We start from the raw sequence: 26,415 nt of genomic DNA, 5'->3' as shown, positions 1-26,415 counted from the left end.
GATTTCATATGACGGTTAATAAAGAATTTATAAAAAAGCTTCTTTTTGAGCTTACCGCAGCAGGTGGAACAGCCGGCGAGGAAAAAGAAATTTTCAGTGTGATTTCGGAAAATCTTCCGGAAAATATCAGACCTGAAATCGAAACAAGAAACGGGAATATGAGAGCCTTTATAGGCGATAAAAATAAAGCTTCTGTGCTTCTTGACGCCCACACAGACAAAATAGGCTTTGCGGTGGTGTCGATAGATTCAAAAGGATTTTTAAAGCTTGCCAAGGTTGGCGGCTGTGACATGAGAGTTATGCAGGGTTCTCCCCTTATAATAAAAGGAGAGAGAAACATTATGGGCGTGGTGTGCAATACACCGCCTCACCTTTCCGACGGCAGAGAGGACAGAGCCATAAAAGAGGATAACCTCTGGGTGGACTGCGGACTTTCCAAAAAAGAGATAGAAAAAATAGTTTCAATAGGCGACAGAGCCACATTCTTTTCAAAGCCCTGCGAGCTTTTGGGAGATAAAATCGCTGCACCGGGACTTGACAACCGTGCGGGAGTTGCCGCTCTTATCTGCTGCGCCCATATTTTAAATGATATGGGTTATAACGGAAATGTAGAGTTTCTTTTCAGCTCAAGGGAGGAAACAAACGGGGCAGGAGCAATAACAGGGGGATTTGAAACAACAGCCTCAACAGCCGTTGCAGTAGACACAAGCTTTGCTGAACAGCCGGATAATTTAAAGGGCTGTAATCCGGGAACTTTGGGAAAAGGCACAATGATTTGCTATTCCTCAACCCTTGATAAAAAGGTCACAAATAAGCTTGTAAATATATGCGAAGATAAAAGTATACCTTATCAAAAGGAAGTATGGACAATGCGCACAGGCACAAACGCCGATAAGCTCAGTGTTTCAAAAGACGGAATAAAGTGCGGACTTGTTTCGGTTCCTTTGAGATATATGCACACAGCCTGCGAGGTTATCAAAATCAATGATGTAAAATACACAGCAGAGCTTTTGGCGGAGTTTGTAATTTCCGGAGGTGTTAAAGATGAATGAAAGATATGAGCTTTTAAAGAAGCTTTGCACCTGCTCGGGAATTTCCGGAGATGAAACCAAGGTAAGGGATATTATAATTTCAGAGATTAAGGACTATGCCGATGATATAAAAACCGACAATATGGGAAACCTTATAGTTTTTAAAAAGGGACTTAAAACACCCGATAAAAAGCTTATGATTTCCGCCCATATGGACGAGGTTGGTTTTATGGTCACATATATAACGGAAAGAGGTTTTCTGAAATTTGACCAGGTAGGCGGTATCGACAGACGTGTGGTTTTCGGAAAGCGTGTAACCGTTGGCGAAAACTCAATAGACGGAGTTATAGGAGTAAAGCCTATACATCTCTGCTCTGAGGATGAGAAGGAAGCAGTTCCGAAAATCTCCGACATGTATATAGATATAGGAGCCGAAAGCCGTGAAGAGGCTGAAAAGTATGTGAGTATCGGCGACAGCGTGTGCTTTTACTCACCTTTTGAGATAAACGAGGACGCAGTAAGCCTGGGCACAACATTAAAAGCCAAAGCCATAGACGACAGAGCAGGCTGTTTTATAATGATTGAGCTTATAAAATCACAGCTTGAATACGACTGCACATTTACCTTTGTGGTGCAGGAGGAAGTGGGACTGCGTGGGGCGAAAACCGCCGCATATACCGTTGACCCGGATTACGCCATAGTTTTGGAGTCCACAACAGCTTCCGATATACACGGCTGTGAGGACAGCAAAGCTGTGTGCCATGTAGGCGACGGCGTTGTGGTTTCATTTATGGACAGAAGCACAATTTATGACAAGGAAATGTTTAAGGAAGCCTTTAAAGCTGCAAAGGATATAGGCGTTAAAGCTCAGGTAAAGTCTGCGGTTGCAGGGGGAAACGACAGCGGAGCAATCCACACAAGCCGTGGCGGCGTGAGAACCTTGGCTTTGTCACTTCCATGCAGATATATACACTCGGGACTTTCCCTTGTGTCTTTAAGCGATATGGAAGATTCTTTGAAGCTCACAAAGAAGCTTATCTCAAGATTTTTAAGAGGAGCCCAAAGCGTATGATAAAAATACATGAGGGCGATTTTGATATAAAAAATTATCTTGATAAATTCCCCGGCGACGACCCTTTTGTTTGCAGAATAGCTTCCCTGTTTAATGCTTACAGGGAGCTTATTCCCTTTGCGGATTTTTGGGTTCAGCTTGATAAAAATAAAGAGGCTGTTGCCGCTTTGTCAAGGCTTGGGACCCAGTTTGTGCTGTATCTCACTGATAAAGCGGACCTTGAGGAAATAGCGTCTTTTATAAGGGTTGCCGGAGCCACAAGTTTGCTGATGGACGGAAAATACTCCCTTGATTTGGAATGTAAAAAGGAAACCACAGGAAAAATCATGAGATATATTTTCCCAAAACCTCAGCTTGCAGAAAACGACAGAGTGATAAGCCCGAAGCTTAAAGATGTTTACAATCTCCTTGCGGAAAACTTTTCCAACAACAGCAATCTTCCGGACTGTGAAAGCTTTTGCCTTGATATCTCATTTAAACAGAGGAGAAACACCTCAAGGGTCTGCGGCATAGAGGATAACGATGGGAACCTTGTGTCCTGCGCCATGACAGTTGCGGAAACTGAAAACTGCGCCATAATCGGTGCGGTGGCAACGGGAAAGAAATACAGAAACAAGGGCTTCGGAACATATATGACCAAATATATAACAAGTCAGCTTTTCCGTGAAAAGAAAAAGATTTATCTATACAGAGAAGAAAATAAAAACGAAAAGTTTTATAATACCGCCGGTTACATAAATTGCGGAACGTGGAAGGAAATATATTTTTAAATAGTTACCACAGGTGGGAATGTAACAGAATTATAGCTGGAAGCTTTGACCCACCGTTTAAGAATGTTAATTGAAAATAAAACCTTTCCAAAGGCGGAAATAAAAAATAAAGGATGAAATGAATGGCAGTACCGTTTTTTGATATTGATGAAAGAATTGTTGAAGCCTCAAAAAAGGCTATGGAATTGTGCAAAGATGAATTTGCAAGAATTGACGAAATACAGGAATTTAACCAGCTTAAAATGCTGAAAGCTTTTCAGGAGGCAGGAGTAAGCGAATCACACTTTGCCGCCTCTACAGGCTACGGAATAGGGGACAGAGGAAGAGATATTTTAGATAAGGTTTACGCTTATGCTTTTGACGCTGAGGACGCTTTGGTAAGACATAACTTTGTCTGCGGAACTCACACCTTGGCGGTTGCCCTTTTCGGTATGCTAAGACCGGGAGATACAATGCTCAGCGTTACCGGAACACCATACGACACCATAAGAAGCACAATAGGAATTGAGGGTAATTACCCAGGTTCTTTAAAGGATTTCGGAATTAAATACGACGAGGTTGAGCTTAAAGAGGACGGAACAGTGGACTTGGAAGCTATAGAAAACAGAGTTACCGAAGACTTGAAAATGGTCTATATCCAGCGTTCCCGTGGCTACAGCCTGCGCCCAACTCTCACCTGTGCCGACATAGAGAAAATCTGCCGTGCAGTAAGAAAAAAATCAAGAAAGACAATTATAATGCTTGATAACTGCTACGGCGAGTTTGTGGAGAAAAAAGAACCCCTTTCCTGCGGTGTTGACATAATGGCAGGCTCCCTTATTAAAAACGCCGGCGGCGGAATTGCCCCTACAGGCGGATATATTGCAGGAAAGAAAAAGCTTGTTGAGATGTGCTCTTACCGCCTTACAACTCCGGGAATAGGCAGAGAACAGGGCGCAACCCTTAACCAGAGCAGAGAGCTTTTCATGGGCGCATTCCACGCACCCCACGTGTCCGGAGAAGCACTGAAAACAGCGGTTTTTGCCTCCGCTCTCTTTGAAATTTTGGGATATGAAGTAACACCTAAGTACAACGAAAGAAGAGGGGACATAATTCAGGTATTGAAGCTTGGGGACAGCGAAAAGCTCTGCGCTTTCTGCCGTGGAATACAGAAGGGCGCACCGGTTGACAGCTTTGTATATCCGGAACCATCAGATATGCCCGGCTATGACAGCAAGGTTATAATGGCAGCAGGCGCATTTACTTTGGGTTCATCAATAGAGCTTTCCGCAGACGCACCTTTAAGAGAGCCGTATGCAGTATGGATGCAGGGAGGACTTAACTTCCACAGCGGAAAAATGGGAGTAATGCTTGCCGCAAACTCAATGCTTAATTCATAAACCTTGAATATACTTTTAAAAAATGTATATAAATAACATATAATGTATTTAATGCACAGAGGTGTGATATATGAAAAAAACAGTGATGAGAAGCTATGCAAATCTTATAGCTTCCGTAGGAGTAAATATTAAAAAGGGTCAGGAAGTAATTATAAGAGCCGACTTGGACCAGCCGGAATTTATTGCGATGCTTGTGGAGGAGTGCTACAAGCTTGGCGCAAAAAAGGTTGAGGTTGAATGGAATTTCCAGCCTCTCACAAAAATTCATGTGCGCTACAGAACACAGAAAACTCTGTCAACAGTGGAAAACTGGGAGCTTGAAAAGGTAAAACACCGCCTTGAAAGACTTCCTGCAATGATTTACATTCTTTCAGAAGACCCGGACGGCCTTGCAGGAATGAAGCAGGAGAAATACGCAAAATCCCAGCAGGCAAGATACAAGGTTTTAAAGCAGTATCTTGACGAGATGGACAACCATTATCAGTGGTGCATAGCCGCAGTTCCGGGCGTTAAATGGGCTAAGAAAGTGTTCCCGAACCTCAATAAAAGTCAGGCAATGGAGAAGCTCTGGGAGGCAATACTCTATACCTCAAGAGCAGACAAAGACCCAATTGAAGCATGGAAACAGCACAATGAAGAGCTTGAGCAGAGATGCAATTATCTCAACTCCTTGAACCTGAGAAAGCTTGTGTATAAATCCTCCAACGGCACAGACCTTACAGTGGGACTTATGGAGCAGGCTCTCTTTATGGGCGGCGGAGAGTATTCCCTTGAGGGCAATTTCTTCAACCCCAATATCCCCTCAGAGGAGGTTTTCACAACTCCAAAAGCCGGAGAAGCCGACGGCATTGTTTATTCCTCAAAGCCCCTTTCCTATCAGGGACAGCTTATTGAGAATTTCAGCGTGAGATTTGAAAATGGTAAGGTCGTTGAAGTAAAGGCGGAGAAAAATCAGGAGCTTTTACAGCAGATGGTTACAATGGACGAGGGAGCCGCAATGCTGGGTGAGTGCGCTTTGGTTCCTTACGATTCACCGATAAACAACAGCGGTTTGCTTTTCTACAACACTCTCTTTGACGAGAACGCCTCATGCCACCTTGCCTTGGGAAGAGGATTTACAAACTGCGTAAAGGATTACGACAAGTACACCCTGGAAGAGCTTAGAAATATGGGTGTAAACGACTCAATAATCCATGAGGACTTTATGATTGGCACAAAGGATTTGAATATTTACGGAATTACCGCCGACGGTCAGGAAATCCAGATTTTCAAAGACGGCAACTTCTGTATCTGATTTTACACAGCAAAATTTTATCATTAAAACCGGTTGAATTTATGTTTCAGCCGGTTTAATTTTTTGTTTTTGCAAATGTTGTTTTATAAAAGTATAAAAGATTTTAATCTGTCCCACGGTGTTTTTTAAGAGGAAAAAAGAGTTTTTCCTGTCGATAAAAAATTAAAAAAAATGAATGTAAAGTATTGCTATAATTACCAATTTATGGTAATATAGTTACATTAAATAAAACAGTACGGGGGATTTTCACAATGGACAATAAAATATCGGTAATAATTACGGAAGAAGCGTCGGAATTTTCAAAAGAAGAGCTTTTAACCCTTGAACAAATGAATATGCTTGTTGATTTCTGTCAAAAAGACGGGGATGAACTCATCAGAAGAATACTTTCCGACTCGCCAGATGTGGTTATTATGGACTCGCTTATGACACATACTGACTCTATGGGCGTTTTAAAAGCCATAACAAAAAATCAAAACATAAAACAGCCGCTTTTTGTAGTATTTTCAAGCTTTCACAGCTCACTTATCGAGCGTGAAATAATGTCCGCAGGTGCTTCATATTATGTACTTAAACCTTTCAAGCTTCAGGATTTGGCAGACAACATACAAAGACTTATAAAGCTCAACAAGGACAAAAGCGCAATGCTTCCAGGCGGTGACAACGGAATTGAAGTGAGAGTAACTGAAATTCTTCATCAGATAGGTGTACCTGCCCACATAAAAGGCTATCACTACCTGAGAGATTCAATAATCATATCCGTCGAAAAGCCTGACATAATAAATGCCGTTACAAAGCAGCTGTATCCCACAGTTGCCAAAAAATACGAAACCACCTCATCACGAGTTGAAAGAGCCATAAGGCACGCCATAGAGGTTGCCTGGGACAGAGGTGATGTGGACGTATTAAATTCTTATTTCGGATACACAATCCACAACGGAAGAGGAAAGCCCACAAACAGCGAATTTATCGCCATGATTTCCGACAAGCTCCGTCTCCAACTAAAACACGCCAGCTAATTTTAGTTCCGCCATGCAAAGGTTTGGCTATGAAATGAACTTTATTACATGGCGGGCGAGTTTTTTATATCCGCCATGCAAAAGTTTGGATAATAAATTAACTTTATTACATGGCGGGCGAGACCTTTTCCTTAGTCTTTGGAATGGCTCGCTCTCGGTTGACTTTGATTTTATTTTTTATTTTTACTATGCAAGGATTTATCTATGAAATAGACTTCATCACATAGCGGGCGAGTTTTTTATATCCGCCATGCAAAAGTTTGGATAATAAATTAACTTTATTACATGGCGGGCGAGACCTTTTCCTTAGTCTTTGGAATGGCTCGCTCTCGGTTGGCTTTGATTTTATTTTTTATTTTTACTATGCAAGGATTTAGCTATGAAATAACTTTATAGTATGGCGGGTGATACCTTTTTCTTAATTTATGGCTTGCTCTCGGTTGACTTTTGTTTATTTTACTTAGGGACGCTCTATTATAATCTTATAAAAATAAAAAACTCAGCAGATTTTAATGTCTGCTGAGTTTTATTTTAAGAATCAATGTGGGTTAACGTGAACCATACAATGTTTTACGTCAGGAAAATCCTTTTCCATAAGGTCGTGAACATCCTCGGCGATGTTGTGAGCTTCAAAAAGAGTCATATTTCCGTCGGCAGAAATTTCGATATCCACATATATCTTATTTCCGAAAAGTCTGGTTTTAATATCGTCTATGTGCATAACGCCTTTAACGGATAAAACCTTTTCTTTCATTTCATCTATAGTTTTTTGATCGCAGGATTTATCAACCATTTTGTCGATAGAGTCCTTGAGAATATCGAAAGCGGCTTTAAGAATAATTACACAGATAACGATACTCATAATCGGGTCAGCGGCAGGGAAACCAAGTCTTGCACCCAAAATACCGATAAGGCTTCCTACAGAGGAAATAGCGTCGCTTCTGTGATGCCATGCGTCGGCTTTTAAAGCCCCTGAATTGATTTTTTTAGCGCCGTGCATAGTGTAATGGTACATCCATTCCTTAACGGCTATAGAAACCACAGCGGCGATAAGAGCCAAAATACCGGGGACTTTGATTTCTGTTTCCTGAGAATTGAGTATCTGCATAAAACCGCTGTAGCCAATTCCAAAGCTTGTAACCATGAGAATAGCCGCCAGCACTACAGAGGCAACACATTCCATTCTTTCGTGACCGTAGCGGTGGGAATCGTCAGACTCTCTGCCGGAAATCTTTACACCTATTATAACGATGAAGGTGCTGAAAACGTCCGAAGCGGAGTGAATAGCGTCGGAAACCATAGCTCCGGAATTTGCAAATATACCTGCAAAGAATTTAAACAAAGATAAAATTACATTGACGATAATACTAACCACAGAGACCTTATAAGCGATATAGGTTTCTGACTCAGTGTTCTTTGTTTTAACAACAGCGGGCTTTGAGTTTTCGTTTTTCATAGTAAAGACCTCCTTATAAAAAAGGTTAAGCAATTAGTTTTCTGATGCTTTTGATTTATCAGGCAAAATAAGATTTAAAACTATGCCGGCAATAATGCTCAGACCGATTCCGGAAAGTGAAAAATCAGGGCCGCCCATTACTGCGCCGCCGATAGCAAGCACAAGCATTACTGCGGCAATTGAAAGATTTCTGTTGCTCTTGAAATCAACCTGGTTTTCAACAAGTGTTCTCAGACCAACGGAAGAAATCATACCGTAAAGGAGAATACATGCGCCGCCCAAAACACAGGTAGGAAGTGTTTCTATTGCGCCGATTCCTTTTCCGAAGAAGCTTACTGCGATTGCAATAACAGCGGCAATTCTAAGGTTTGCCGGGTTATAGTTGCCTGTTGCGGCAAGAACAGCGGTGTTTTCGGAATATGTTGTGTTGGATGGACCGCCCATAAATCCGGCAGCCATAGTTGCAAGACCGTCGCCCAGCATTGTTCTGTGAAGTCCGGGATCTTTTGTGAAATCTCTGCCTACAACAGCACCGTTTGCATAAACGTCGCCCAAATGTTCAACACAGGTTACTATTGCAACAGGGGCTACTATTATAATTGCGCCTAAATCAAATCTTGGCAGTACAAAGTTTGGAATTTCAAAAAGATTTCTGTAAATTCCTGTACCTGCCGCCGGGTCGCCGAAGCTCATAAGCTCTGACGGTGCAATTCCTGTGCCTACAGCGGTCATGGTTACAATATAACCGCCCAAAAGGGCAATTACAATTGAGGACTGTTTTAAAAGTCCTTTTCCGTAACAGGAGAGAAGAATAGCTGTGAGAAGTACGAAAATAGCGATACCCCATCTCCAGTAGTACAAAGCGTCAAAATAAGGCGCTCCGGTTTCAGGGTTGATTGACTGAATATTTGAAATAGCAGAGCCGGAAAGACCCAGACCTATAATTGCTATTCCAACGCCACGAACAACCGGAGGGATAAGCTTTTCAATAAAACCGCTTCCTATAAGCTTTATTATCAAAGCGATTACAACATAGATACCGCCTGCAACGATTATACCTCCGCAGGCTGCGGCTATTTGCTCTTCCTTGGTGTTTCCGAATGCGGAATTTCCGATAATGGATGAAAGAGCGGCGATAAAGGCAAAGGAGCTTCCCAAAAAGGTCGGCATCTTGCCCTTTGTACAGATATGGAAAATAAGTGTGCCGATACCTGCGGCAAACAGTGCAACGCCTACGTCAAGTCCAGTGGCAAGCGGTACAAGAATTGTAGCGCAGCTCATGGCAAAGGCGTGCTGTAGTCCCAGAATAAGAGCTTTACCCGCAGGAATCTGTGGATACTCCTTGTGACCCGGGAACAATACGTCGTTGATTTTTGAAAACATACCATCATTCCGTTTCTATAAAAATTCATGCGGTTCTCGGGAAACTCAAACACACATTCTTTAAATTTTATAATTTGAAAAAGCATTTGTCAATAGAAACCTAAAAGAAAAATACAATAAATTTTTTAGCATTTTTAAAGTAAAAAATATTAGCTACAATATAAAACTATTCCGTTACCTCTTTATTGTGAGTATTGTTTTGTGGTATAATTAAATATAAAAATATTACATGAAATTATACAAGAGGATGTTATGGAAAATAATATAAAAATCCATCTTCCGGTGGAGGTGGAATATATAATAGATACCCTTTATTCAAAGGGATACGACTGCTATGCAGTCGGCGGATGTGTAAGGGACAGCCTTATGGGGAAAAATCCTCAGGACTGGGACTTAACCACAAATGCGCCGCCCCAAAAAACCAAAGAGATTTTTTCAGATATGGAAACGGTGGATATAGGAATCCAGCACGGAACCGTGGGAATAGTTATAAATAAAAAAGTATACGAAACCACAACCTTCCGCAGTGAATCAGGCTATGAAGATATGCGCCACCCTGACCAGGTGGAGTTTGTTTCCGACTTAAAAGAGGATTTAAAACGCCGTGACTTTACCATAAATGCAATGGCGTATAATAGAAAAGACGGGCTTGTAGATTTTTTCCACGGACAGTGTGATTTGCAGTATAAAACAATAAGATGTGTCGGAAACAGCCGTGAGAGATTTTCCGAGGACGCTTTGAGAATTTTAAGATGTCTGCGCTTTTCTTCCACTCTTGGATTTTCAATAGAACCTGAAACCGCCGCAGGCATGAGAGAAAATGCAGCAGGGCTTAAAAAAATTTCAGCCGAGAGAATATCCTCAGAGTTTTTCAAGCTTATCTGTGGAAAAGATGCTAAATATGTATTGAGAAGATACAAGGATATCTTTCTGGTTATTCTTCCTGAGATAAAACCCCTTATCAATACAAAGATAAAATACCGTGATTACAAGGGAGAAATAAAGGAGAGAACATTGTGGCAGTACTGCGCCACCGCTCTTGGTTATGTTCAAAGCTATCAGGAGAAAAACCACGAATACGCTTTGAGAGGCGCAATACTTTTTCATTGCCTGGGAAGTCCGGTTGTTGAGATAAATAAGCTTACAGACTGCGGCTTTGAAACTCTCTGTGCAGCTGTTGCCGAAAGAATTTTTGAAAGGCTTCGCTGTTCAAACTCTGTGTCTGATATTGCGGTGTGCCTTATCAAAAACAGAAATCTTGAAGTGCCGGAAAGCAAACCGGCTGTAAAAAAGCTTTTGAATAAGCTGGGTTATGAAAAGACATTTTTGCTTTTTGATTTCTGGAAATGTATATACCGTGGAATAAATGTTTATGAAATAAAGAAAAGATATTTGGCGGCCCTTTCAGCCTCCGAGCTTTTGTATGAGGTTGTAAGAAACGGTGAATGTTACCGAGTAAGGGACTTAAACATAAACGGAAAAGACCTCATTTCCTCAGGCGTGACCGACGGAAAAAAGATAGGAGATATTTTAAATTACCTTTTAAATAAGGTTATTGAAGAAGAAATACCCAACGAAAAAGGTATACTTATCGAAACAGCACAGGAATATATTTTAAACAATTAAAAAAGACAAGCGTTGAGCATATCGCCGACGCTTGTCTTTTTTCGATAAGTATATAGAGAGTTTAAAGATTATTCTTGAATAATTTTTCACGCCTGTGGAAAAATTTCCTAAAATACCAAAATAGACAAAATAACAGAAATAAACATATAAAAAAGAAGTGGGGATAGGGGAGAAAAAAATTTTTGAAAAAAATTAAAAAAAGTTTTAAAAAAGGCTTGACATTTCCCTATAAATGAGTATAATAGGCTATGTTGTCAGTGCGGAATTGTGTAAGGGTAGCACGACAGACTCTGACTCTGTTTGTCTGGGTTCGAATCCTAGTTCCGCAGCCATCAGCCCCGAGCTTATTCGGGGCTGTTTTTAAATCGAGGTGTAGCGCAGTTTGGTAGCGCACATCGTTCGGGACGATGGAGTCGCAAGTTCGAATCTTGTCACCTCGACCAAATAACAATAATCCGAACATCTGACGTGATATACATTTTCACAGCAGGCATGTTCGGATTAGTAACGAAAATAAAGGCGGAGAATCGTTAATCGGTTCTCTGCCTTTTTATGTTAAGCGACAATTTTGCCGAGAAAGAAAAAAGTAGTTGACAAAAATTGAAAAAATAATAAAAAGAGTTTCGTGTTTAATATTACGTTTATAGAATATCGAAAACCCACCAGCTTTTCACAAGGCTGGTGGGTTGAGTTTTATAGTGTATAAATTTTTGCTGAAGCGGTTACGGTGTCGGGTGTTGCAGGCTCTATGTTGTCCAGCAGGATAATCTTTTGACCTTGGGTTTGTTCTATGAATCGGATTGCGCTTTTTGGAAGCTCGCCGACTTCTCTGAAGCTGTTTGTGTCGGTCAACACATATGTATTGTCGGCAGGATTTTTTTCATAAAGTAATTGGCTGCCGGTTTTGCATTTAATTAGATTTTCAGCTCTTTTTGTGTTTAGGTCATCTAATATATCTGTTTTGATGATGGGGAAGGTTTGAAAATCAAAATTTGCTAAAGTATCATAAAAGCCTGCTTGGAATATAACCACAGGTTTGTTAAACTCAAGTTCGGTTGCCTTAATAATTTTTCCAATAACTGGTTTACCTGATGAAATCCACTCGTTTATGTCGTTTTGAGTTTTGCCATTGTAAACATATCCTATTCTTTCGTCTGTTTCTGTGAGATTTACTCCAATTGAATTATTGTTAACTTTGCTTGAAACAGATTCAAAATATATTTCTTTATTGACCATTCCTGAAAGTCTGAAAAAGTTATCATCAAGAAAACAGAGATAATCTGAGCAGTATTTTTTAATTATATATCCGCTAAAAATTTGTGGCAAAGAATTTTCAAAATTCAAATCGATAAAATCCTGTTGTGAGGTAATTTCTTTTTGTTTCCTGTTTTGTTTAGAAACTGATATTTTATAAATGAGCATCAGAGAAACTCCGAATAATATAAAGAATATTCCTATGTAAAGAAAATATAAAAACTCATCACCACAAGCAGAAATGAAAGTACTGCAAACTCCGACTATAAGAATTAAAATTCCAATGGTAAAGTGGTTTTTGTTAGGTTTAAACATCGTATTTATACCTCAATCATATCATAGAAAACATTTTCAGTGATTATTTCAATATCACAGCCGGACAGTTTGTTCTGTTCGGCTTTCTTTTGTTTTGTGCTTTTACCGTCCTTGATTGACTTGCAATAGTCGTTATTGCCGAGAACTAAAAAGTTGGTTTTTTTGGTGACGTTATTATCAGCAATGCCGCCGAGGTCAACAACGTGCTGGGCGGCTTCTGCTCTTGTCATTTTTTCCAATGTTCCGGTAAAGACACATCTTTTACCATACAGCGGATGGGATGTATCAAATTCTGAAACGTTTGTTGATATGGCTTTCAGATCTATCTTTTTATTTTTGAACATTTTAATAAAATTAGATAAACCGAATTTTTCTTCAATAATAGCTTTCATTTTTTCATAACACTCAAACGTGGCTAAACAGTCGCTTTCAGCACGATGTTCTGTGTCTGATTTAACATTAAGGTATTCCTTTATATCGCATAACCTGTGATGATTATATTCCGGGAAAACTCTTCTTGCAATTCGCATTGTATCAATAAAGGAATTTGTAAAAGGTTTATGTAATAAACTCATGGTATTATCGTAAAGAAAATTTACATCAAAATTGACATTATGCCCAACGACAATGTCATTACCAATGAAATCAAGATATAGGGGGAGTGTATCATTGATTTTTGGGGCAGATGTAAGCATGTCATTGGTTATTCCGGTAAGATCAGTAATAAATTCGTCAATTTCATATCCTGGATTTACCAAGGAAGTATATTTGTCAATCACATTTCCGTCCTTTATCCTAATGCCGGATACTTCGATGATTTTATCCCAATATGGGTCAAGCCCTGTGGTTTCTAAGTCAATAACAACAAACTGTTCCGGAAAGTCAATAATATTTTTACCTTTTTCGGTTCGCTCAATTTTAGGAGAATCATCACCCAAAGACAAAGTAAATACAATACCTCCACTCATATGTAATACCTCACTTATAAATATTATTTGATAATCAACTACTTTATAAAAAATAGCAAAAATCATTATTTAATTATTACAATATCAATATATCATTTGTAAAGAGAAAAATCAATGTTTTTTGAAAAATATGTGAAAAAAATATGCGCACTGTGCCGTTTTTGGTACAGTGCGCATATTTTTTACGGTAATATATCTAATTTTAATTTAAATCCTATTGAAAAATTATATGGTATATATTATACTGGAAATAAACATATATTCGATACAAGACAGGAGAGAGGTATATGAAAAAAGATGATTTGATTAAGAAAATCATGGAAATCCTGAAAACTATCGACGATTCAAAATTGAAAATCGTATATGTTTTTATCCTTGGTCTTAAAGACAAAGGATGAGGGGAGAAACAAAAGGCTGAGTGTAAAAGCTCAGCCTTTTGTTATTTCTTCTGCAATTTTTTCGACTGTTGCCCATTCGCTTTCATCAAGCTTTAATAATGCGGCAATCAGTCTTTTTTTGAATGAGTCCTCTTCATCGGAAAGAAGTTTTCCTATAAGATATGATAATTCTTCATCTTTTGTACGTTCAATAAACATTGAGCCTTCGCCGGTTCTCAGCCATTCTTCGTTTACATCAAATTCATTGCATATATATGAGATGGTTCTATCACTGGGGATTCTTTTTCCGACAATAAGCTTAGAAATATATGATTGATTAACCTTGATAGCTTCTCCAAACTCAACTTGTCTCATATTTAGTGCCTTAATTAAGTCGGCTATTCTTTTTCCAATATTATTCTCCAAAACATATCACCTCCAATTTTATAATACATTATACAGTAAAAATATACCTAAGTCAAGATTTACACTTGACAAACAGTCCTAAGTACTATATAATTATGACAAAGGATTAAAAATTGAGGTGATAATATGACAGATAACGAAAGAAGAATAATAACAAACATTACAAAATTTGTTTCCCAGATGAATGACAGACAGAAAGAAAAATTTTTGATTTTCACGGAAGGTTTGGCGTGTAGAAAAACAATACTGGGAAATGACCCTAACGAAAAGAAAGCAAGCTGAGCCGGATTCTTGCCGGCACAGCGGAAAGTGAGGTAAAAGATATGGCAGAAATAAAAGAAGCAACAACGCTTGAGGCTGTTCCGAGCGATATTGTCGTTATGGACAAAGACACAGGTAAAAAGATGATATTGCTTAGTCTTACAAGCACGGATGATGACGACTATTTTATTGGAGTAGATAAAAACGGCGAAATTTGTGTAAGCGACATACAAGATGTGAGAGTTCTTCTGACCGCCGAACAAAAAGTACTACTGGAATAGGAGGAGAATAATGGAAACGACTGAGAAATATTTCAGGAATGTTACAGAAGGAGAAGAATTTCTCTGGTGCGGAACGCTCTACAAAAAGACAGCGGTAAAGCATGATGATTTAGGCTTTGAAGTAAACGCAGTAGGTGTTTCATCAAAGAGACCTGCTTGTTTTTCCGATATAGATATTGTTGAGGTTCTGTAAATGAATTTATCTGCTATAGGTTCTGATGAAGATGTTGAGAATATATTAAAAGAATTGGAAGAAATTTTTTTAAAGGTGGAGGAAGAAGCTGAGAAGTTATTAAAGGAATTAGAAGAAGTGTTTTCAAGTGTGGATATAGAAAAAGAAAAATTACCGAAACCCTGCAAGAGTATCGGTAAGCCGCACACGAAACCGCTTTGCAGACAATTTAAAGACCACAGAAATAGCAGGAAGTATTGGAGGCGATAAAGTGAAAACCAAGTCACAGATAATCGGCGGTAATTTCGAGGGTGAAATAACCCTTGTTTGTGACCATTATAAGCAGCTGGGTTTTGCAAGCATTGATAAGACGCCGGAACCGGTGAAGCAGATAGGAAAGATGGACGAGCGTGGCAGGTTTACCGCCTGTTATACGAAGAAAGCCCAGCCGGACTTTAAAGGTGTGATATGGAACGGCAGGGCAATCTGCTTTGAAGCCAAAGCCACAGCGGATAAGTCTTTTTCGCTGAAAAATATAAGCACAGAACAAAGTATGTATCTTGAAAGGTTCGCAAGATGCGGCGGTATTGCCTTTGTGCTTATATCCATATCCGGAAATGTTTACATACTTACAGCCAAAAGGCTTGTTGATATGCTTAATGACTGCAAAAGAAGCGTATCAAAAAAAGATTTTTCGGAAAACGAAACAGTATTAAGAAAAGGTGGTTTTGTTGACTTTTTAAATGTGTTGAAGTGAGGAGTAAGAACTATGAAAGCGATTAAAGCAGTATTTTTAACGGTTGTAATAACATTGATTGTTTTGCTTATTGAACCTATACGATTTTTTGCAGGGATGGCAGGTTTCGTTATTTTTGGAATGTTAGTTGTGGACACCATAAAGGAATACAGAAAAACTCAGAAAGAAAAAGTGAGGGTGAAAAGAAAATGAGCTATTACACAGAATTGACAGAAATAATATCCCAACAGCAAAAGGGAAAAGAGGGAACAGCGGTCTTTTATGTAGGTGAACAGCTTAAAGACATGGCGAAAAGAAGCGAAGTGACAGCGGAGCTGCTGCTTGCTGATTTGAAAAATCCGGACATGGATATAACAGCCGCAGAAAAACAGCTCAAGGCGTATGCCGATAAAAACCACGGGAAAAATAAATGCTTCTGTATTTCTCCTGATGTTGCCGAAAAAATATTCCGTGAGTTCTACGGTTTACCGCAGGATGAAGAGACAGCGGAGAAAAGCAAACCGAAACATGAAGAACAGATAATTGATTTGGGAGATTTCTTATAAGAAAGAAGTTGTAAACTGTGACAAAAGAGGAATTTGAAAAAGAGGTTGAAGCTACTATTGCAGAGCTTCCGCAAAAGCCGCCAGAGGATACTATAAGCCTTTTAAACAGCAGAGGTAAGCTTTTAACGGAATACCTTATTTATAAGCTTGCACCCAATAGGAGAGATGTAACAGCGAAATGTTCCGCCTGCGGCAATACATTTACCGGAACGAGAATGTATATGGGAGTTCCTTGGCAGGACCAACAGCAAAAAGAGTTTTATCTTAAAGATGAATTTAATCAAACCTTAGGAGAAAGAGGTACAGGCATTTGCCCTTACTGCGGAGAAGTTGTTAAATGCGTCCACACTTCAAGTTTTAATCCCCATGAGATTATAGACCAATGTTTTTGCACCGGATTTTTTAATATAAGAGGGCATTTATGTGTTTTGTCTTATGTGATTGATAAAAGGATAAATCACAGCGGAGAAAGCTATTATGTGCAATGGGGTTATGACGGTACTATCATTATTGACAAGAAATTTGTGCGTGTGTGCGGATTTAAAATGCATTTAGGTTGTATTCAGCTAAAGTTTGATTGGGAACGCAGAAAGAAATATATTGATAAAGTTTCAAGAGTACATGGCTATGAAATTTTATCAAACGGATTTAAAGAGATAGAAAACACCGACTGTGCAAATTCCGCCATAGATGTTTTTTATGAACAGTGCAAGGACGAATATGATTTTTACCCTTTAGGTTACTTAAAGCTCTGGACTAAATATCCCAATATAGAAAATCTTGTAAGGCAGGGCTTTGGAAAATATATTGCGGAGGTAATATCAAAGATTTCAAACATATTGTACGGATACGGGCAAAAAATAACATATAATACGAACCTTGCAAAGAATTACATCGATGTAAAAAAAGTGAAGCCCCATGAAATGCTTGGAGTGGAAAAACACGAGCTTTCTTTGATAAGAGAACTAAATCTTAAAGAGATTGATTTTTATAAATTCATCAGGGATACAAAAGGTATTAAATTGAATATTCAGCAGATGAAAGAAGTAAGGAAATTTGCCATATCAGATTTGAAAAAGCTATTAAGTGAGCCGATACACGGTTTTAGTCCGCCTGTAATAAAGACCATAAATTATTTGTATAAGCAAGTGGAAAATGGTGGTAAAGGATTGGTAAGCGTCAGTTATCTGAATGATTACTGGAAAATGGTGTTTAAAGTTCACAAGAGTCTGCCGGAGACAATGAGATACCCTAAAGACCTTGTAAAAGCGCATGACAGAATGGTACTTCTCATTAAAGAAAGGGAAAGTAAAAAGCTTAACGAGCTTATCTCAGGTAGATTTAAAGAATTAGACAGATTGTCTTTTGCTGATGAGGAACTCGGACTGATGATAAGACCTTGTGCGACGCATGGCGAGATTATCAAAGAGGGAAAAATTTTAATTCACTGTGTTGCTACATATGCAAAAAGCTATGCAGAGGGGAAAACCGCTATATTCTTTATAAGGAAAATATCTGAGCCGGATATACCTTATTACACACTGGAATTTAAAAACGGCAAGGTTGCACAGAACAGAGGTCTGAGAAATTGTGCAAGGACAGAAGATGTGAAAATCTTTGAAGAAAAGTGGCTGAACTATATCAGGACATTAAAGGAGAATGACAATGGAAAATCAAATAACACAGCCTGTGCGTGAAATTGAGGTTGTTACAGCGGAAATAAAGGAAATCAAGCGTCAGGCACAAAACATGGCATTGATGTACGCAATCGAGATTGGCAGAAGATTGGTAGAAGCCAAAAGTGTACTGCCTCACGGAAAATGGGGAGAATGGCTTAAATGTGAGGTGAATTTCTCCCAGGCTACAGCTAACAATTTTATGAAGCTTTTTGAAGAATACGGCTCGGCGCAAATATCCATATTCGGAGCGGTTTCAAATTCACAAACGATTGGGAATTTGCCGTATTCAAAGGCGCTGCAGCTGCTTTCCGTGCCGGCTGAGGAAAGGGAGGATTTCGCAAAAGAAGTTAAAGCCGACGAGATAAGTGTGAGAGAGCTTCAGGCGGCAATCAGGGAAAGAAATGAAGCAAAGAAAAAAGCCGAAGAAGCTGAAGCGGCGAGGGAAGAAATTGAAATGAAAGCCGCCTTAGCTGAGAAAGCAAAAGCGGAAGCGGAGGAAAGAGCGAGAAAGGCGGAAGAAGCTCAAGAAGAATATGAGAAATTAAAGCATAGCTATGCAGAAACAGAAAAGAAGCTTTCAGACACAAAGAAAAAATTAAAAGAAGCGAAGAATAATCCTAAATTATCTCCCGAAAAGCTTGAGGCAATAAAAAAAGAGCTTGAGGAGACAATCAAGAAAGAAAATGAAAAGGATACAGCGGCAAAAATAGAAAAAGCCAAAGAGGACGTAAGAGCGGCAAGGGAGAAAATGGCGGAAGCTGAGAAGCTGAAAGCGACCGCAGAGGAAAGGCTTGCGGAAGCTCAAAGAAAGCTAAAGACCGCTGATCCGGAAGTTACTTCCTTTAAGACCCTTTTTGATGAGCTTCAAAAGCTTTTATTAAATCTCAAAGGAAAGTTGAAAACAATAAAAGAAAGAGATCCGGACGTGGGAGAAAAGCTTGAAAAAGCTATGAAAGAGCTTGCTAAGCATTTTTGAGGTACAGTATGGAATGGATGTTGATTTTGATCGCTTTGTTTGCGCTCAAAAATATTGGAGCGTTAATAGTTATGGCTGTTGTATTTGTTATTGCGCTGGTCTTTTTTACGATAGGGGAGCTGATAGGTAATGAAAAAAGTAATAATGACGATGGAAAGAGCCAATAGGCTTGATATGTGGCATTGGGGTCTCTTTTATAAATATGAAATAAGAAACGGCAAAGCTGTTTTTTATTATGATGAGCGTATAAAGAAAAGGGAACCTAATTTGAAGAAGCCTGAATAAATGGGCCTTGAGAATATGAGCGAAAATACAATGGACTATTTTTGCGACGGACTTTTAGAAGGTGTCCAGAATTTTTATATGAATCCAAAGAACATGGAAGATTTCAAAAAATGGAAGAAAGGCAGAGCGAATGACATACACAGAAGCGAAAGAAGCAATGATGCAAGCCGAGAAAGTAATTTTTGACGGCTGTACATACACGATAAACGCAATTATCTTGAGAAAAAACAGAAGGACAAGCTTAGAGCTTCAAGACGGAAACAGGTTTAATTCCATAGTGATTGCGGCTATTGAAAAGGTAAAAAGAAAGGAGTTTTAATAATGCCGGAATTTGTGAAAGAGTTTTTGAAGATGGATGACACGGAAAAGACCATGTTTTTTAAAAGAGTTATCCAAAACAGCGGATATGACAGCGGTTCCTATGCGGATTTTTTAAAGAGCTGCATTGATGAGGCTGAAAGAGGTATTCAAGAGGAATGAAAGAACAGAAGAAATATGCGAAGTGCGTGTGCTGTGGTGCTGTATGGCATATAAGTATTTATCAAAAGAGTAAAGAATATTACTGCCCTTACTGTCAGCATAAGAGAAGAACCGCAGCGGAAAGGAAAAAGAGAAATGAGAAATAATTTTGATGATCCGGACATTGAAGAAATTGTATCATACATATTTGATTTTTAAGAATGAATAAACGGCAATCACAAAGCGTGGTTGCCGTAAGTGTTATACATTATATATAGTATAGAGAAAAAAATAAAAGGCACTGCGCCTTTGTCGGGCTTGTAATGAGTATTAACATAACGACTACTTTAGAACAGTGAAGATAATAAATTGCATTTTTACATCTTTGATATGAAATGACATGAGATGAATAATTGTTGGAATGTTTAAATGTTGGAAACTCGTTTTTCAATATTTAAACGTTTCAACGATAAAGGAGGGATTTAAGTGCGCTGCCTATACAGGGAGAAAAAATATTATTGCGGTGATTATCTGGAAGTAGAGGTCTATCCTGTGTTTGCTAAGCAGCGTGGACGAGTGAAAAAATACAGAGAATCAACTGAAACACAGAAACGACTAAACAAGAGAAACGCTGAAAGAAGATTAGTAAGACTTATACATACAAATTTTTCTGATACCGACATACGTTTTGATTTGACTTACGAGTCGGCGAAAAATCCGGAAACATTTGATGAGGCATTAAGACACCTGCAGAATTTCCTGCGCCGTCTGAAAAGATACCGTATAAAGCATGGATTGCCGGAATTAAAATATATAGCTTCCACAGAACGAGGAAGCAGAAAAGGACGTTTTCATCATCATTTAATTATACAAGGTGATATGAATTTAAATGAGCTTGCAAAAATCTGGGGTAAAGGCTACACTTCTGCTCTTCCGCTACAATTTACCGATACCGGAGTTTCCGGACTTGGCGTATATATGGCGAAAGAGGACGGCAAAACGAAAAGGTGGAGTTCATCAAAAAATTTGAAACAGCCTAAAGTGGTGGAAAGTACAGGAAGATTGTCACACAAGAAAGTCAATGAGATTTATCAGTTTGGAATTGACGGAAGAAATGAAGTTGAAAAGAATTTTAAGGGCTATTGCGCTAAGGAAATAAAGGCGCAAATTAATGATGTCAATGGCTATATTTATGCATTTTTATTTTTGAAAAAGTTAAAACCCGATAAAAGGAGGCGGTTGTAATGAACTATTTCAAAGAAGCCGAGGAAGTGTTGAGGCGTTTGCCGAAGCTTGAAAAAGCTCTGGAAATGCTTTACAAGCAGAAACAGCATATAGAGAAAAAGAATTCGCCTAAAGGTTTTAAAAGTAATTCTATGGGTGAGATGAGAGGTTCTTCAATAAAGAAAGAAACCTTTGAAGAGCTTTGTGAATACACTCAATGCCTTGAACGTATCTCAGATACAAAATTTGAAATTGACAGAATAAAATCTATTTTAACCCAGATTGACAGGGATGAAAGTGATTTACTGAAATTGTGGTACATCAAGAATGAGAACAAAGAGAATATAAAATATGAATTGAATATATCTTCACTCTCGACGCTTTATGACCTGCGAAATCGTTCTGTGCTGGATTTTGCATTATATTATTTCGGTGTTAAAGTAATAAGACAAATTTAGCTTTTCGGAAAAATGCCGAAAAAATGCCGAAATTTTTCCGTATGGAAATTTGGAAAATAAGGGTTTATAATATTATTGTACATAAGTGTACACATTAAATCTTTTTTTCAAATTTCTTAAAACGCCGAGACAGAAGCATTCCCTGTTTTCGGCGTTTGTATTTAATAACGGGAGGTGATAGCACGGCAGAAGCAAGACTATTGCAAGGCGACTGCTTAGAATTGATGGGGAAAATTCCTGAAAAATCCATAGACTTAATCCTTTGCGATTTGCCGTATGGAATGACCGACTGTAAGTGGGATGTTGTTATTCCGCTGGAATTACTTTGGAATAATTACCGAAGAATTATAAAAGACAACGGAGCTGTGGTATTGTTTGCGGCTCAGCCCTTTACTACAACGCTTATTAACAGCGCAAAGGATATTTTTAGATACTGTTGGTACTGGCACAAGAACGCACCGACAGGTTTTTGTTTTGCAAAATATCAGCCTATGAGGTGCATGGAAGATATCTGTGTGTTTTATAAAAAAGCACCCACATATAATCCGCAGGGTCTTATAAGACTTGATAAACCTAAGGTTCGCAAAGGTAAGAGACCTGACGGCGGTGTTTATAAATCTGAAACATTGCAGAAGGATACAGTATACACCGTAACCAATTACCCCAGAAATCTTTTGAGTTTTCCGGTGGAGCGTGGTTTTCATCCGACACAAAAGCCTGTTGCCTTGCTTGAGTATCTAATACGAACATACACAAACCCCGGAGATACTGTACTTGATAACTGCATGGGCAGCGGATCCACAGGAGTGGCAGCAATGCAAAGCGGCAGAAACTTTATCGGGATGGAAAAGGAAAATAAATATTTTATGACAGCACAAAAACGATTAAAAGATATACAAATGGAGATGAAGCAGTGCCAAAGAAACCAAAGAGACCGTGCCGCATGACGGGTTGTCCAAATTTTGCCGAGGACGGTGAGCTTTACTGTTCATCACATAAGGGAGCGGACGCACGAGAGTATAACCGTTACCGCCGTGCTCCGGAAGCAAATAAACGCTACGGCCGAGCATGGAAGAAAATCCGTGACAGATATATAAGCGCACATCCGTTGTGTGAGGATTGCATGAGCCGTGGCATCTATCGGCCGGCGGAGGAAGTTCATCACAAGTTGCCTCTTGCTGACGGCGGCACAAATGAGAACTGTAACCTTGTGTCTCTCTGTCATTCATGTCACATGAAAGCTCATGGAGTGTTAGGGAAGGAAAGTAAGTAATAATTCAAAATATTTCAAATGTTTGAATAATTTTTGATTTTAATTTGATTTTTGATTTGATATTTAATTTTTAGTTTTTTCTTCACCTTTTTCCGATTGTAATTTCTTTATTGAATTTATAATTCAATAAGTTTTTGACAGGTTAGGGGGAGATAAATCTCTACAGCCTTTTATACCGGACAGCGGTCTGGGCGCTTACGTACAAAAATTGTGAATTCAAAAGGGTAATTAAATAAAAATCAAAGGATGGTGATATTTTGCCTACAAAATCTAACAATATCGGCGGACGTGGAGGAGCAAGACCGGGGGCCGGACGTAAGAAAAAATCAGTGTCTGAAAAAACGCAAAAGGCGGATGCAGAAATAAAAGAATCAAAAGTCATAGATATTCAGGAAATAAGCGTTGAAATGCCTAAGCCACATGATTTCCTTTCTGCAAAGCAAAAAAGCAACGGAAAGTTTCAGGCGATGGAAATCTATGAAGAAACATGGAACTGGCTTAAAGCAGTTGGCTGTACAACATTAATTTCACCTCAGCTTCTGGAGCGTTACGCTATGTGCGCCGCCCGTTGGATTCAGTGTGAGGAAATGACATCGAAGTTAGGCTATCTTTCAAAACACCCGACAACAGGAAATCCGATTCCTTCGCCATATATAAACATCGGAATTAACTATATGAATCAAGCCAACAGACTATGGAGTGAGATTTATCAGATAGTCAAGGAAAACTGTTCCGCTGATCATAACGGGAAAAATCCTCAGGACGATTTAATGGAACGATTGCTACGTGCAAGGAAAGGATCGTGACGGGAAATACGAAAGCTTAAAAATTATAAACCAACAAAGTTTATGGCGAAGAGTTCTCACTATGATAAATCGGCGGCGGATTATGCTGTGAACTTTATTCAGTGTCTTTGTCATACAAAAGGCAAATGGTCAGGAAAGCCCTTTGAGCTTATCGACTGGCAGGAGAGGATTATCCGTGATATTTTTGGAGTTGTCAAGAAAAACGGATACCGGCAGTTCAACACGGCTTATATAGAAATTCCCAAAAAGCAGGGAAAATCGGAGCTTGCGGCGGCTGTGGCTTTGCTTCTCACCTGCGGAGACGGCGAGGAACGTGCCGAGGTTTACGGCTGTGCCGCCGACCGCCAACAGGCTTCCATTGTTTTTAACGTGGCGGCGGATATGGTGAGGATGTGTCCGGCTCTCTCCAAAAGAGTTAAAATTTTGGATTCTCAGAAAAAGCTTATCTATCAGCCCACCGGAAGCATATATCAGGTCTTATCCGCTGATGTGGGAAACAAACACGGCTTTAATACCCACGGGGTTATCTTTGACGAGCTTCACACACAGCCAAACAGAAAGCTATTTGACGTTATGACAAAAGGCTCAGGCGATGCACGAATGCAGCCGCTGTATTTTCTCATAACCACAGCCGGAACAGACACTCAATCCATATGCTATGAAACACATCAAAAGGCGCTTGACATTATTGAGGGCAGAAAGCATGACCAGACCTTTTACCCTGTAATCTACGGAGCCGCTGAGGATGACGACTGGACGGACCCAAAGGTGTGGAAAAAAGCCAATCCCTCCTTGGGTATTACGGTGGATATTGAGAAGGTAAAAGCCGCCTGTGAGTCAGCAAAGCAAAACCCCGGCGAGGAAAACTCATTCCGACAGTTAAGGCTTAATCAATGGGTAAAACAAGCGGTTCGCTGGATGCCTATGGATAAATGGGACGCCTGCAATTTTCCGGTTGATATGGACAGCTTAGAGGGACGTGTTTGTTACGGAGGTCTTGACCTTTCATCCACAACGGATATAACCGCCTTTGTTCTGGTTTTTCCTCCGGAATATGAGGGCGACAAGTACGTTATACTGCCCTTTTTCTGGATACCGGAGGATAACATAGACCTGCGTGTCCGGCGTGACCATGTTATGTATGACCTTTGGGAACGTCAGGGATTTTTGCAGACCACCGAGGGAAATGTGGTGCATTACGGATATATTGAAAAGTTCATTGAAGACCTGGGAAAGCGGTTTAACATCCGTGAAATAGCCTTTGACCGCTGGGGAGCTGTCCAGATGGTGCAGAACCTTGAGGGCGAGGGATTTACCGTTGTTCCTTTCGGTCAGGGCTTTAAGGATATGTCACCACCAACCAAAGAACTTATGAAGCTGGTATTGGAACAAAAAATAGCCCACAGCGGACACCCGGTTCTTCGTTGGATGATGGACAATATCTATATACGCACTGATCCAGCTGGCAATATCAAAGCTGACAAAGCGAAATCAACTGAAAAAATAGACGGCGCCATTGCCACAATCATGGCTTTAGACAGAGCAATCAGGTGCGGTAATACAAATACTGAAAGTGTTTATGATAACCGAGGTATTTTATTTATATAAGGACAAGGAGGATATTTTATGGGAATACTTTCAGGCTTATTTCATTCCCGTGATAAGCCAAAAAATCAGACTGCCGGAAGCAGATATACATTCTATATGGGCGGTTCTTCATCGGGTAAAGCTGTTACAGAGCGTTCTGCAATGCAGATGACAGCGGTTTATTCCTGCGTCAGAATTTTGTCGGAAGCCGTGGCAGGTCTTCCGCTTCACTTTTATCGATACACCGATGACGGCGGCAAAGAAAAAGCCATAGACCACCCGCTGTATAACCTGCTTCACGATGAGCCTAATCCGGAGATGACCTCTTTCATCTTTCGTGAAACCCTTATGACTCATCTTCTGCTCTGGGGAAACGCTTACGCGCAGATAATCAGAAACGGCAAGAATGAAATCATTGCATTGTATCCCCTTATGCCAAACAAAATGGAGGTGAGCAGGGATAAAAGCGGACAGCTTTATTATACATACGTCACTCAGGCGGAAGAAGCTCACACTACGAAAGGTAATATTGTTTACCTCAACCCCTCAGAAGTTCTCCATATTCCTGGACTTGGTTTTGATGGCCTTGTAGGATATTCACCTATAGCAATGGCAAAAAATGCCATAGGTATGGCTGTAGCCTGCGAGGAATACGGAGCTAAGTTTTTTGCAAACGGAGCCGCTCCTGGTGGTGTGTTGGAACATCCCGGCACTATCAAAGACCCACAGAGAGTACGTGAAAGCTGGCAGTCCACTTTTGGCGGAAGCGGCAACAGCAATAAGGTAGCTGTTCTGGAGGAAGGAATGAAATACACACCAATAGGTATATCACCGGAACAAGCTCAGTTTTTAGAAACAAGAAAGTTTCAGATAAATGAAATAGCTCGAATTTTCAGAGTTCCTCCCCATATGGTAGGCGACCTTGAAAAGTCGAGCTTTTCTAATATAGAACAGCAGTCCTTGGAGTTTGTGAAATATACGTTGGATCCGTGGATAGTTCGTTGGGAGCAATCAATAAGACGAGCTCTTTTGACACCTGAGGAAAAGAAAAAATATTTTGTAAAGTTTAATCTTGAAGGATTACTGCGAGGCGACTATCAAAGCCGAATGAATGGCTACGCCATAGGCAGGCAAAACGGCTGGATGAGCGCAAACGACATAAGGGAGCTTGAAAATCAGGACAGAATTCCTGCCGAAGAGGGCGGAGACTTGTATCTTGTTAACGGTAATATGATGCCGCTTAAAGATGCAGGTGCTGCATATATGAAATCAAATTGAAAGG

General features: G+C 39.7%; 32 protein-coding genes and 2 tRNA genes. 29 read left to right on the top strand and 5 right to left on the bottom strand.

Annotated elements, in window-relative coordinates; all coding sequences use genetic code 11:
* The first annotated feature begins 8 nt into the window (after window positions 1–8).
* The 6 genes from CGICJO_RS12370 to spo0A all read left to right on the top strand — a co-directional run bounded on the left by CGICJO_RS12370 (window position 9) and on the right by spo0A (window position 6,565).
* On the top strand, window positions 9–1,052 hold the full coding sequence (locus CGICJO_RS12370) for a M20/M25/M40 family metallo-hydrolase (protein WP_486499138.1): 1,044 nt from the start codon (window positions 9–11) through the stop codon (window positions 1,050–1,052).
* Complete coding sequence (locus CGICJO_RS12365) at window positions 1,045–2,103, top strand: M42 family metallopeptidase (RefSeq protein WP_486499137.1); 1,059 nt, start codon at window positions 1,045–1,047, stop codon at window positions 2,101–2,103. Before CGICJO_RS12370 ends, CGICJO_RS12365 begins: the two co-directional genes overlap by 8 nt.
* Window positions 2,100–2,873: a GNAT family N-acetyltransferase gene (locus CGICJO_RS12360; RefSeq protein WP_158096241.1), complete on the top strand. Its 774-nt coding sequence runs from the start codon at window positions 2,100–2,102 to the stop codon at window positions 2,871–2,873. Before CGICJO_RS12365 ends, CGICJO_RS12360 begins: the two co-directional genes overlap by 4 nt.
* A gap of 122 nt (window positions 2,874–2,995) precedes the next feature.
* The gene (locus tag CGICJO_RS12355; RefSeq protein ID WP_486499136.1) at window positions 2,996–4,252 is read left to right on the top strand and encodes a methionine gamma-lyase family protein; all 1,257 of its coding nucleotides are present in this window, start codon (window positions 2,996–2,998) and stop codon (window positions 4,250–4,252) included.
* A gap of 70 nt (window positions 4,253–4,322) precedes the next feature.
* On the top strand, window positions 4,323–5,546 hold the full coding sequence (locus CGICJO_RS12350; RefSeq protein ID WP_486499135.1) for an aminopeptidase: 1,224 nt from the start codon (window positions 4,323–4,325) through the stop codon (window positions 5,544–5,546).
* A gap of 251 nt (window positions 5,547–5,797) precedes the next feature.
* Entirely contained in the window at window positions 5,798–6,565 is a 768-nt protein-coding gene (gene spo0A / locus CGICJO_RS12345; protein ID WP_486499134.1) for a sporulation transcription factor Spo0A, read from the top strand.
* Between the two features lie 538 nt (window positions 6,566–7,103).
* Here the strand turns inward: spo0A and CGICJO_RS12340 are convergent.
* Window positions 7,104–8,021: a cation diffusion facilitator family transporter gene (locus tag CGICJO_RS12340; protein ID WP_486499133.1), complete on the bottom strand. Its 918-nt coding sequence runs from the start codon at window positions 8,019–8,021 to the stop codon at window positions 7,104–7,106.
* A gap of 33 nt (window positions 8,022–8,054) precedes the next feature.
* Window positions 8,055–9,404 (bottom strand): uracil-xanthine permease family protein, encoded by a 1,350-nt coding sequence (locus CGICJO_RS12335; protein ID WP_087377658.1) that lies wholly within the window; start codon window positions 9,402–9,404, stop codon window positions 8,055–8,057.
* Between the two features lie 252 nt (window positions 9,405–9,656).
* Here CGICJO_RS12335 and CGICJO_RS12330 point away from each other — a divergent pair, with 252 nt between their 5' ends.
* The 3 genes from CGICJO_RS12330 (at window position 9,657) to CGICJO_RS12320 (ending at window position 11,473) form a co-directional block, all read left to right on the top strand.
* Entirely contained in the window at window positions 9,657–11,030 is a 1,374-nt protein-coding gene (locus tag CGICJO_RS12330) for a CCA tRNA nucleotidyltransferase (RefSeq protein WP_486499132.1), read from the top strand.
* Window positions 11,031–11,288: 258 nt separating this feature from the next.
* Window positions 11,289–11,362: transfer RNA gene (locus CGICJO_RS12325), tRNA-Gln, on the top strand.
* 34 nt (window positions 11,363–11,396) lie between these two features.
* Window positions 11,397–11,473, top strand: a tRNA-Pro gene (locus tag CGICJO_RS12320).
* Window positions 11,474–11,723: 250 nt separating this feature from the next.
* Here CGICJO_RS12320 and CGICJO_RS12315 read toward each other — a convergent pair.
* The 3 genes from CGICJO_RS12315 to CGICJO_RS12305 form a co-directional block, all read right to left on the bottom strand.
* Window positions 11,724–12,599 (bottom strand): hypothetical protein, encoded by an 876-nt coding sequence (locus CGICJO_RS12315; protein WP_486499131.1) that lies wholly within the window; start codon window positions 12,597–12,599, stop codon window positions 11,724–11,726.
* 5 nt (window positions 12,600–12,604) lie between these two features.
* Window positions 12,605–13,633: an exonuclease domain-containing protein gene (locus CGICJO_RS12310; protein WP_486499130.1), complete on the bottom strand. Its 1,029-nt coding sequence runs from the start codon at window positions 13,631–13,633 to the stop codon at window positions 12,605–12,607.
* Window positions 13,634–13,995: 362 nt separating this feature from the next.
* Window positions 13,996–14,370: a helix-turn-helix domain-containing protein gene (locus CGICJO_RS12305; RefSeq protein WP_486499129.1), complete on the bottom strand. Its 375-nt coding sequence runs from the start codon at window positions 14,368–14,370 to the stop codon at window positions 13,996–13,998.
* 126 nt (window positions 14,371–14,496) lie between these two features.
* On the opposite strand from CGICJO_RS12305, the gene CGICJO_RS12300 reads away from it, so the two are divergent.
* The 20 genes from CGICJO_RS12300 to CGICJO_RS12205 all read left to right on the top strand — a co-directional run bounded on the left by CGICJO_RS12300 (window position 14,497) and on the right by CGICJO_RS12205 (window position 26,411).
* Window positions 14,497–14,652 (top strand): hypothetical protein, encoded by a 156-nt coding sequence (locus tag CGICJO_RS12300; RefSeq protein WP_486499128.1) that lies wholly within the window; start codon window positions 14,497–14,499, stop codon window positions 14,650–14,652.
* Between the two features lie 41 nt (window positions 14,653–14,693).
* The gene (locus CGICJO_RS12295; RefSeq protein WP_486499127.1) at window positions 14,694–14,912 is read left to right on the top strand and encodes a hypothetical protein; all 219 of its coding nucleotides are present in this window, start codon (window positions 14,694–14,696) and stop codon (window positions 14,910–14,912) included.
* Window positions 14,913–14,922: 10 nt separating this feature from the next.
* Window positions 14,923–15,105: a hypothetical protein gene (locus CGICJO_RS12290; protein ID WP_486499126.1), complete on the top strand. Its 183-nt coding sequence runs from the start codon at window positions 14,923–14,925 to the stop codon at window positions 15,103–15,105.
* Window positions 15,106–15,354 (top strand): hypothetical protein, encoded by a 249-nt coding sequence (locus CGICJO_RS12285; RefSeq protein ID WP_486499125.1) that lies wholly within the window; start codon window positions 15,106–15,108, stop codon window positions 15,352–15,354.
* Between the two features lies 1 nt (window position 15,355).
* Window positions 15,356–15,841, top strand: coding sequence for a Holliday junction resolvase RecU (locus CGICJO_RS12280; RefSeq protein ID WP_486499124.1), 486 nt, complete (start codon window positions 15,356–15,358; stop codon window positions 15,839–15,841).
* Between the two features lie 12 nt (window positions 15,842–15,853).
* Complete coding sequence (locus CGICJO_RS12275) at window positions 15,854–16,033, top strand: hypothetical protein (RefSeq protein WP_486499123.1); 180 nt, start codon at window positions 15,854–15,856, stop codon at window positions 16,031–16,033.
* Window positions 16,030–16,386, top strand: coding sequence for a hypothetical protein (locus tag CGICJO_RS12270; protein ID WP_486499122.1), 357 nt, complete (start codon window positions 16,030–16,032; stop codon window positions 16,384–16,386). The genes CGICJO_RS12275 and CGICJO_RS12270 overlap by 4 nt, the downstream gene beginning before the upstream one ends.
* 17 nt (window positions 16,387–16,403) lie before the next feature.
* The gene (locus CGICJO_RS12265) at window positions 16,404–18,083 is read left to right on the top strand and encodes a PcfJ domain-containing protein (protein ID WP_486499121.1); all 1,680 of its coding nucleotides are present in this window, start codon (window positions 16,404–16,406) and stop codon (window positions 18,081–18,083) included.
* Window positions 18,052–19,041 carry a DUF3102 domain-containing protein gene (locus CGICJO_RS12260; protein WP_486499120.1) on the top strand — a complete coding sequence of 330 codons (990 nt, stop codon included), beginning with the start codon at window positions 18,052–18,054 and terminating at the stop codon, window positions 19,039–19,041. Before CGICJO_RS12265 ends, CGICJO_RS12260 begins: the two co-directional genes overlap by 32 nt.
* 129 nt (window positions 19,042–19,170) lie before the next feature.
* Entirely contained in the window at window positions 19,171–19,326 is a 156-nt protein-coding gene (locus CGICJO_RS12255) for a hypothetical protein (protein ID WP_486499119.1), read from the top strand.
* Between the two features lie 130 nt (window positions 19,327–19,456).
* A complete protein-coding gene (locus CGICJO_RS12250) occupies window positions 19,457–19,645 on the top strand; it encodes a hypothetical protein (RefSeq protein ID WP_486499118.1) in 189 nt (62 codons plus the stop codon).
* A 2-nt stretch (window positions 19,646–19,647) separates the two neighbouring features.
* On the top strand, window positions 19,648–19,806 hold the full coding sequence (locus CGICJO_RS12245) for a hypothetical protein (protein ID WP_486499117.1): 159 nt from the start codon (window positions 19,648–19,650) through the stop codon (window positions 19,804–19,806).
* Window positions 19,803–19,952 carry a hypothetical protein gene (locus tag CGICJO_RS12240; RefSeq protein ID WP_486499116.1) on the top strand — a complete coding sequence of 50 codons (150 nt, stop codon included), beginning with the start codon at window positions 19,803–19,805 and terminating at the stop codon, window positions 19,950–19,952. The genes CGICJO_RS12245 and CGICJO_RS12240 overlap by 4 nt, the downstream gene beginning before the upstream one ends.
* A 319-nt stretch (window positions 19,953–20,271) precedes the next feature.
* Entirely contained in the window at window positions 20,272–21,030 is a 759-nt protein-coding gene (locus CGICJO_RS12235; protein ID WP_486499115.1) for a rolling circle replication-associated protein, read from the top strand.
* Window positions 21,030–21,467, top strand: a complete 438-nt coding sequence (locus CGICJO_RS12230; RefSeq protein ID WP_486499114.1) for a hypothetical protein — start codon at window positions 21,030–21,032, stop codon at window positions 21,465–21,467. The genes CGICJO_RS12235 and CGICJO_RS12230 overlap by 1 nt, the downstream gene beginning before the upstream one ends.
* Before the next feature lie 224 nt (window positions 21,468–21,691).
* Entirely contained in the window at window positions 21,692–22,414 is a 723-nt protein-coding gene (locus tag CGICJO_RS12225) for a DNA-methyltransferase (protein ID WP_486500031.1), read from the top strand.
* A complete protein-coding gene (locus tag CGICJO_RS12220; RefSeq protein ID WP_486499113.1) occupies window positions 22,381–22,740 on the top strand; it encodes an HNH endonuclease in 360 nt (119 codons plus the stop codon). The genes CGICJO_RS12225 and CGICJO_RS12220 overlap by 34 nt, the downstream gene beginning before the upstream one ends.
* Window positions 22,741–22,997: 257 nt before the next feature.
* On the top strand, window positions 22,998–23,546 hold the full coding sequence (locus tag CGICJO_RS12215; protein WP_486499112.1) for a P27 family phage terminase small subunit: 549 nt from the start codon (window positions 22,998–23,000) through the stop codon (window positions 23,544–23,546).
* Between the two features lie 6 nt (window positions 23,547–23,552).
* Entirely contained in the window at window positions 23,553–25,154 is a 1,602-nt protein-coding gene (locus CGICJO_RS12210; protein ID WP_486500030.1) for a terminase large subunit, read from the top strand.
* Window positions 25,155–25,172: 18 nt separating this feature from the next.
* Window positions 25,173–26,411, top strand: coding sequence for a phage portal protein (locus tag CGICJO_RS12205; protein ID WP_486499111.1), 1,239 nt, complete (start codon window positions 25,173–25,175; stop codon window positions 26,409–26,411).
* Window positions 26,412–26,415 lie beyond the last annotated feature (4 nt).

Source organism: Candidatus Limousia pullorum (genome assembly GCF_057405065.1).
The sequence above is the reverse complement of the archived record's forward strand: the minus strand, read 5'-3'. Positions and strand labels throughout refer to the sequence as shown.

Bases quoted from the DNA above. Each gene is read 5' to 3' on its own strand.
- CGICJO_RS12350 (WP_486499135.1), top strand. From the start codon at position 4,323: ATGAAAAAAACAGTGATGAGAAGCTATGCAAATCTTATAGCTTCCGTA.
- CGICJO_RS12240 (WP_486499116.1), top strand. From the start codon at position 19,803: ATGAAAGAACAGAAGAAATATGCGAAGTGCGTGTGCTGTGGTGCTGTA.
- CGICJO_RS12260 (WP_486499120.1), top strand. From the start codon at position 18,052: ATGGAAAATCAAATAACACAGCCTGTGCGTGAAATTGAGGTTGTTACA.
- CGICJO_RS12330 (WP_486499132.1), top strand. From the start codon at position 9,657: ATGGAAAATAATATAAAAATCCATCTTCCGGTGGAGGTGGAATATATA.
- CGICJO_RS12275 (WP_486499123.1), top strand. From the start codon at position 15,854: ATGAAAGCGATTAAAGCAGTATTTTTAACGGTTGTAATAACATTGATT.
- CGICJO_RS12310 (WP_486499130.1), bottom strand. From the start codon at position 13,633: ATGATTTTTGCTATTTTTTATAAAGTAGTTGATTATCAAATAATATTT.
- CGICJO_RS12245 (WP_486499117.1), top strand. From the start codon at position 19,648: ATGCCGGAATTTGTGAAAGAGTTTTTGAAGATGGATGACACGGAAAAG.
- CGICJO_RS12295 (WP_486499127.1), top strand. From the start codon at position 14,694: ATGGCAGAAATAAAAGAAGCAACAACGCTTGAGGCTGTTCCGAGCGAT.
- CGICJO_RS12335 (WP_087377658.1), bottom strand. From the start codon at position 9,404: ATGTTTTCAAAAATCAACGACGTATTGTTCCCGGGTCACAAGGAGTAT.
- CGICJO_RS12205 (WP_486499111.1), top strand. From the start codon at position 25,173: ATGGGAATACTTTCAGGCTTATTTCATTCCCGTGATAAGCCAAAAAAT.
- CGICJO_RS12340 (WP_486499133.1), bottom strand. From the start codon at position 8,021: ATGAAAAACGAAAACTCAAAGCCCGCTGTTGTTAAAACAAAGAACACT.
- CGICJO_RS12300 (WP_486499128.1), top strand. From the start codon at position 14,497: ATGACAGATAACGAAAGAAGAATAATAACAAACATTACAAAATTTGTT.
- CGICJO_RS12285 (WP_486499125.1), top strand. From the start codon at position 15,106: ATGAATTTATCTGCTATAGGTTCTGATGAAGATGTTGAGAATATATTA.
- CGICJO_RS12225 (WP_486500031.1), top strand. From the start codon at position 21,692: ATGGGGAAAATTCCTGAAAAATCCATAGACTTAATCCTTTGCGATTTG.
- CGICJO_RS12290 (WP_486499126.1), top strand. From the start codon at position 14,923: ATGGAAACGACTGAGAAATATTTCAGGAATGTTACAGAAGGAGAAGAA.
- CGICJO_RS12230 (WP_486499114.1), top strand. From the start codon at position 21,030: ATGAACTATTTCAAAGAAGCCGAGGAAGTGTTGAGGCGTTTGCCGAAG.
- spo0A (WP_486499134.1), top strand. From the start codon at position 5,798: ATGGACAATAAAATATCGGTAATAATTACGGAAGAAGCGTCGGAATTT.
- CGICJO_RS12255 (WP_486499119.1), top strand. From the start codon at position 19,171: ATGAAAAAAGTAATAATGACGATGGAAAGAGCCAATAGGCTTGATATG.
- CGICJO_RS12250 (WP_486499118.1), top strand. From the start codon at position 19,457: ATGACATACACAGAAGCGAAAGAAGCAATGATGCAAGCCGAGAAAGTA.
- CGICJO_RS12370 (WP_486499138.1), top strand. From the start codon at position 9: ATGACGGTTAATAAAGAATTTATAAAAAAGCTTCTTTTTGAGCTTACC.
- CGICJO_RS12360 (WP_158096241.1), top strand. From the start codon at position 2,100: ATGATAAAAATACATGAGGGCGATTTTGATATAAAAAATTATCTTGAT.
- CGICJO_RS12355 (WP_486499136.1), top strand. From the start codon at position 2,996: ATGGCAGTACCGTTTTTTGATATTGATGAAAGAATTGTTGAAGCCTCA.
- CGICJO_RS12365 (WP_486499137.1), top strand. From the start codon at position 1,045: ATGAATGAAAGATATGAGCTTTTAAAGAAGCTTTGCACCTGCTCGGGA.
- CGICJO_RS12315 (WP_486499131.1), bottom strand. From the start codon at position 12,599: ATGTTTAAACCTAACAAAAACCACTTTACCATTGGAATTTTAATTCTT.
- CGICJO_RS12270 (WP_486499122.1), top strand. From the start codon at position 16,030: ATGAGCTATTACACAGAATTGACAGAAATAATATCCCAACAGCAAAAG.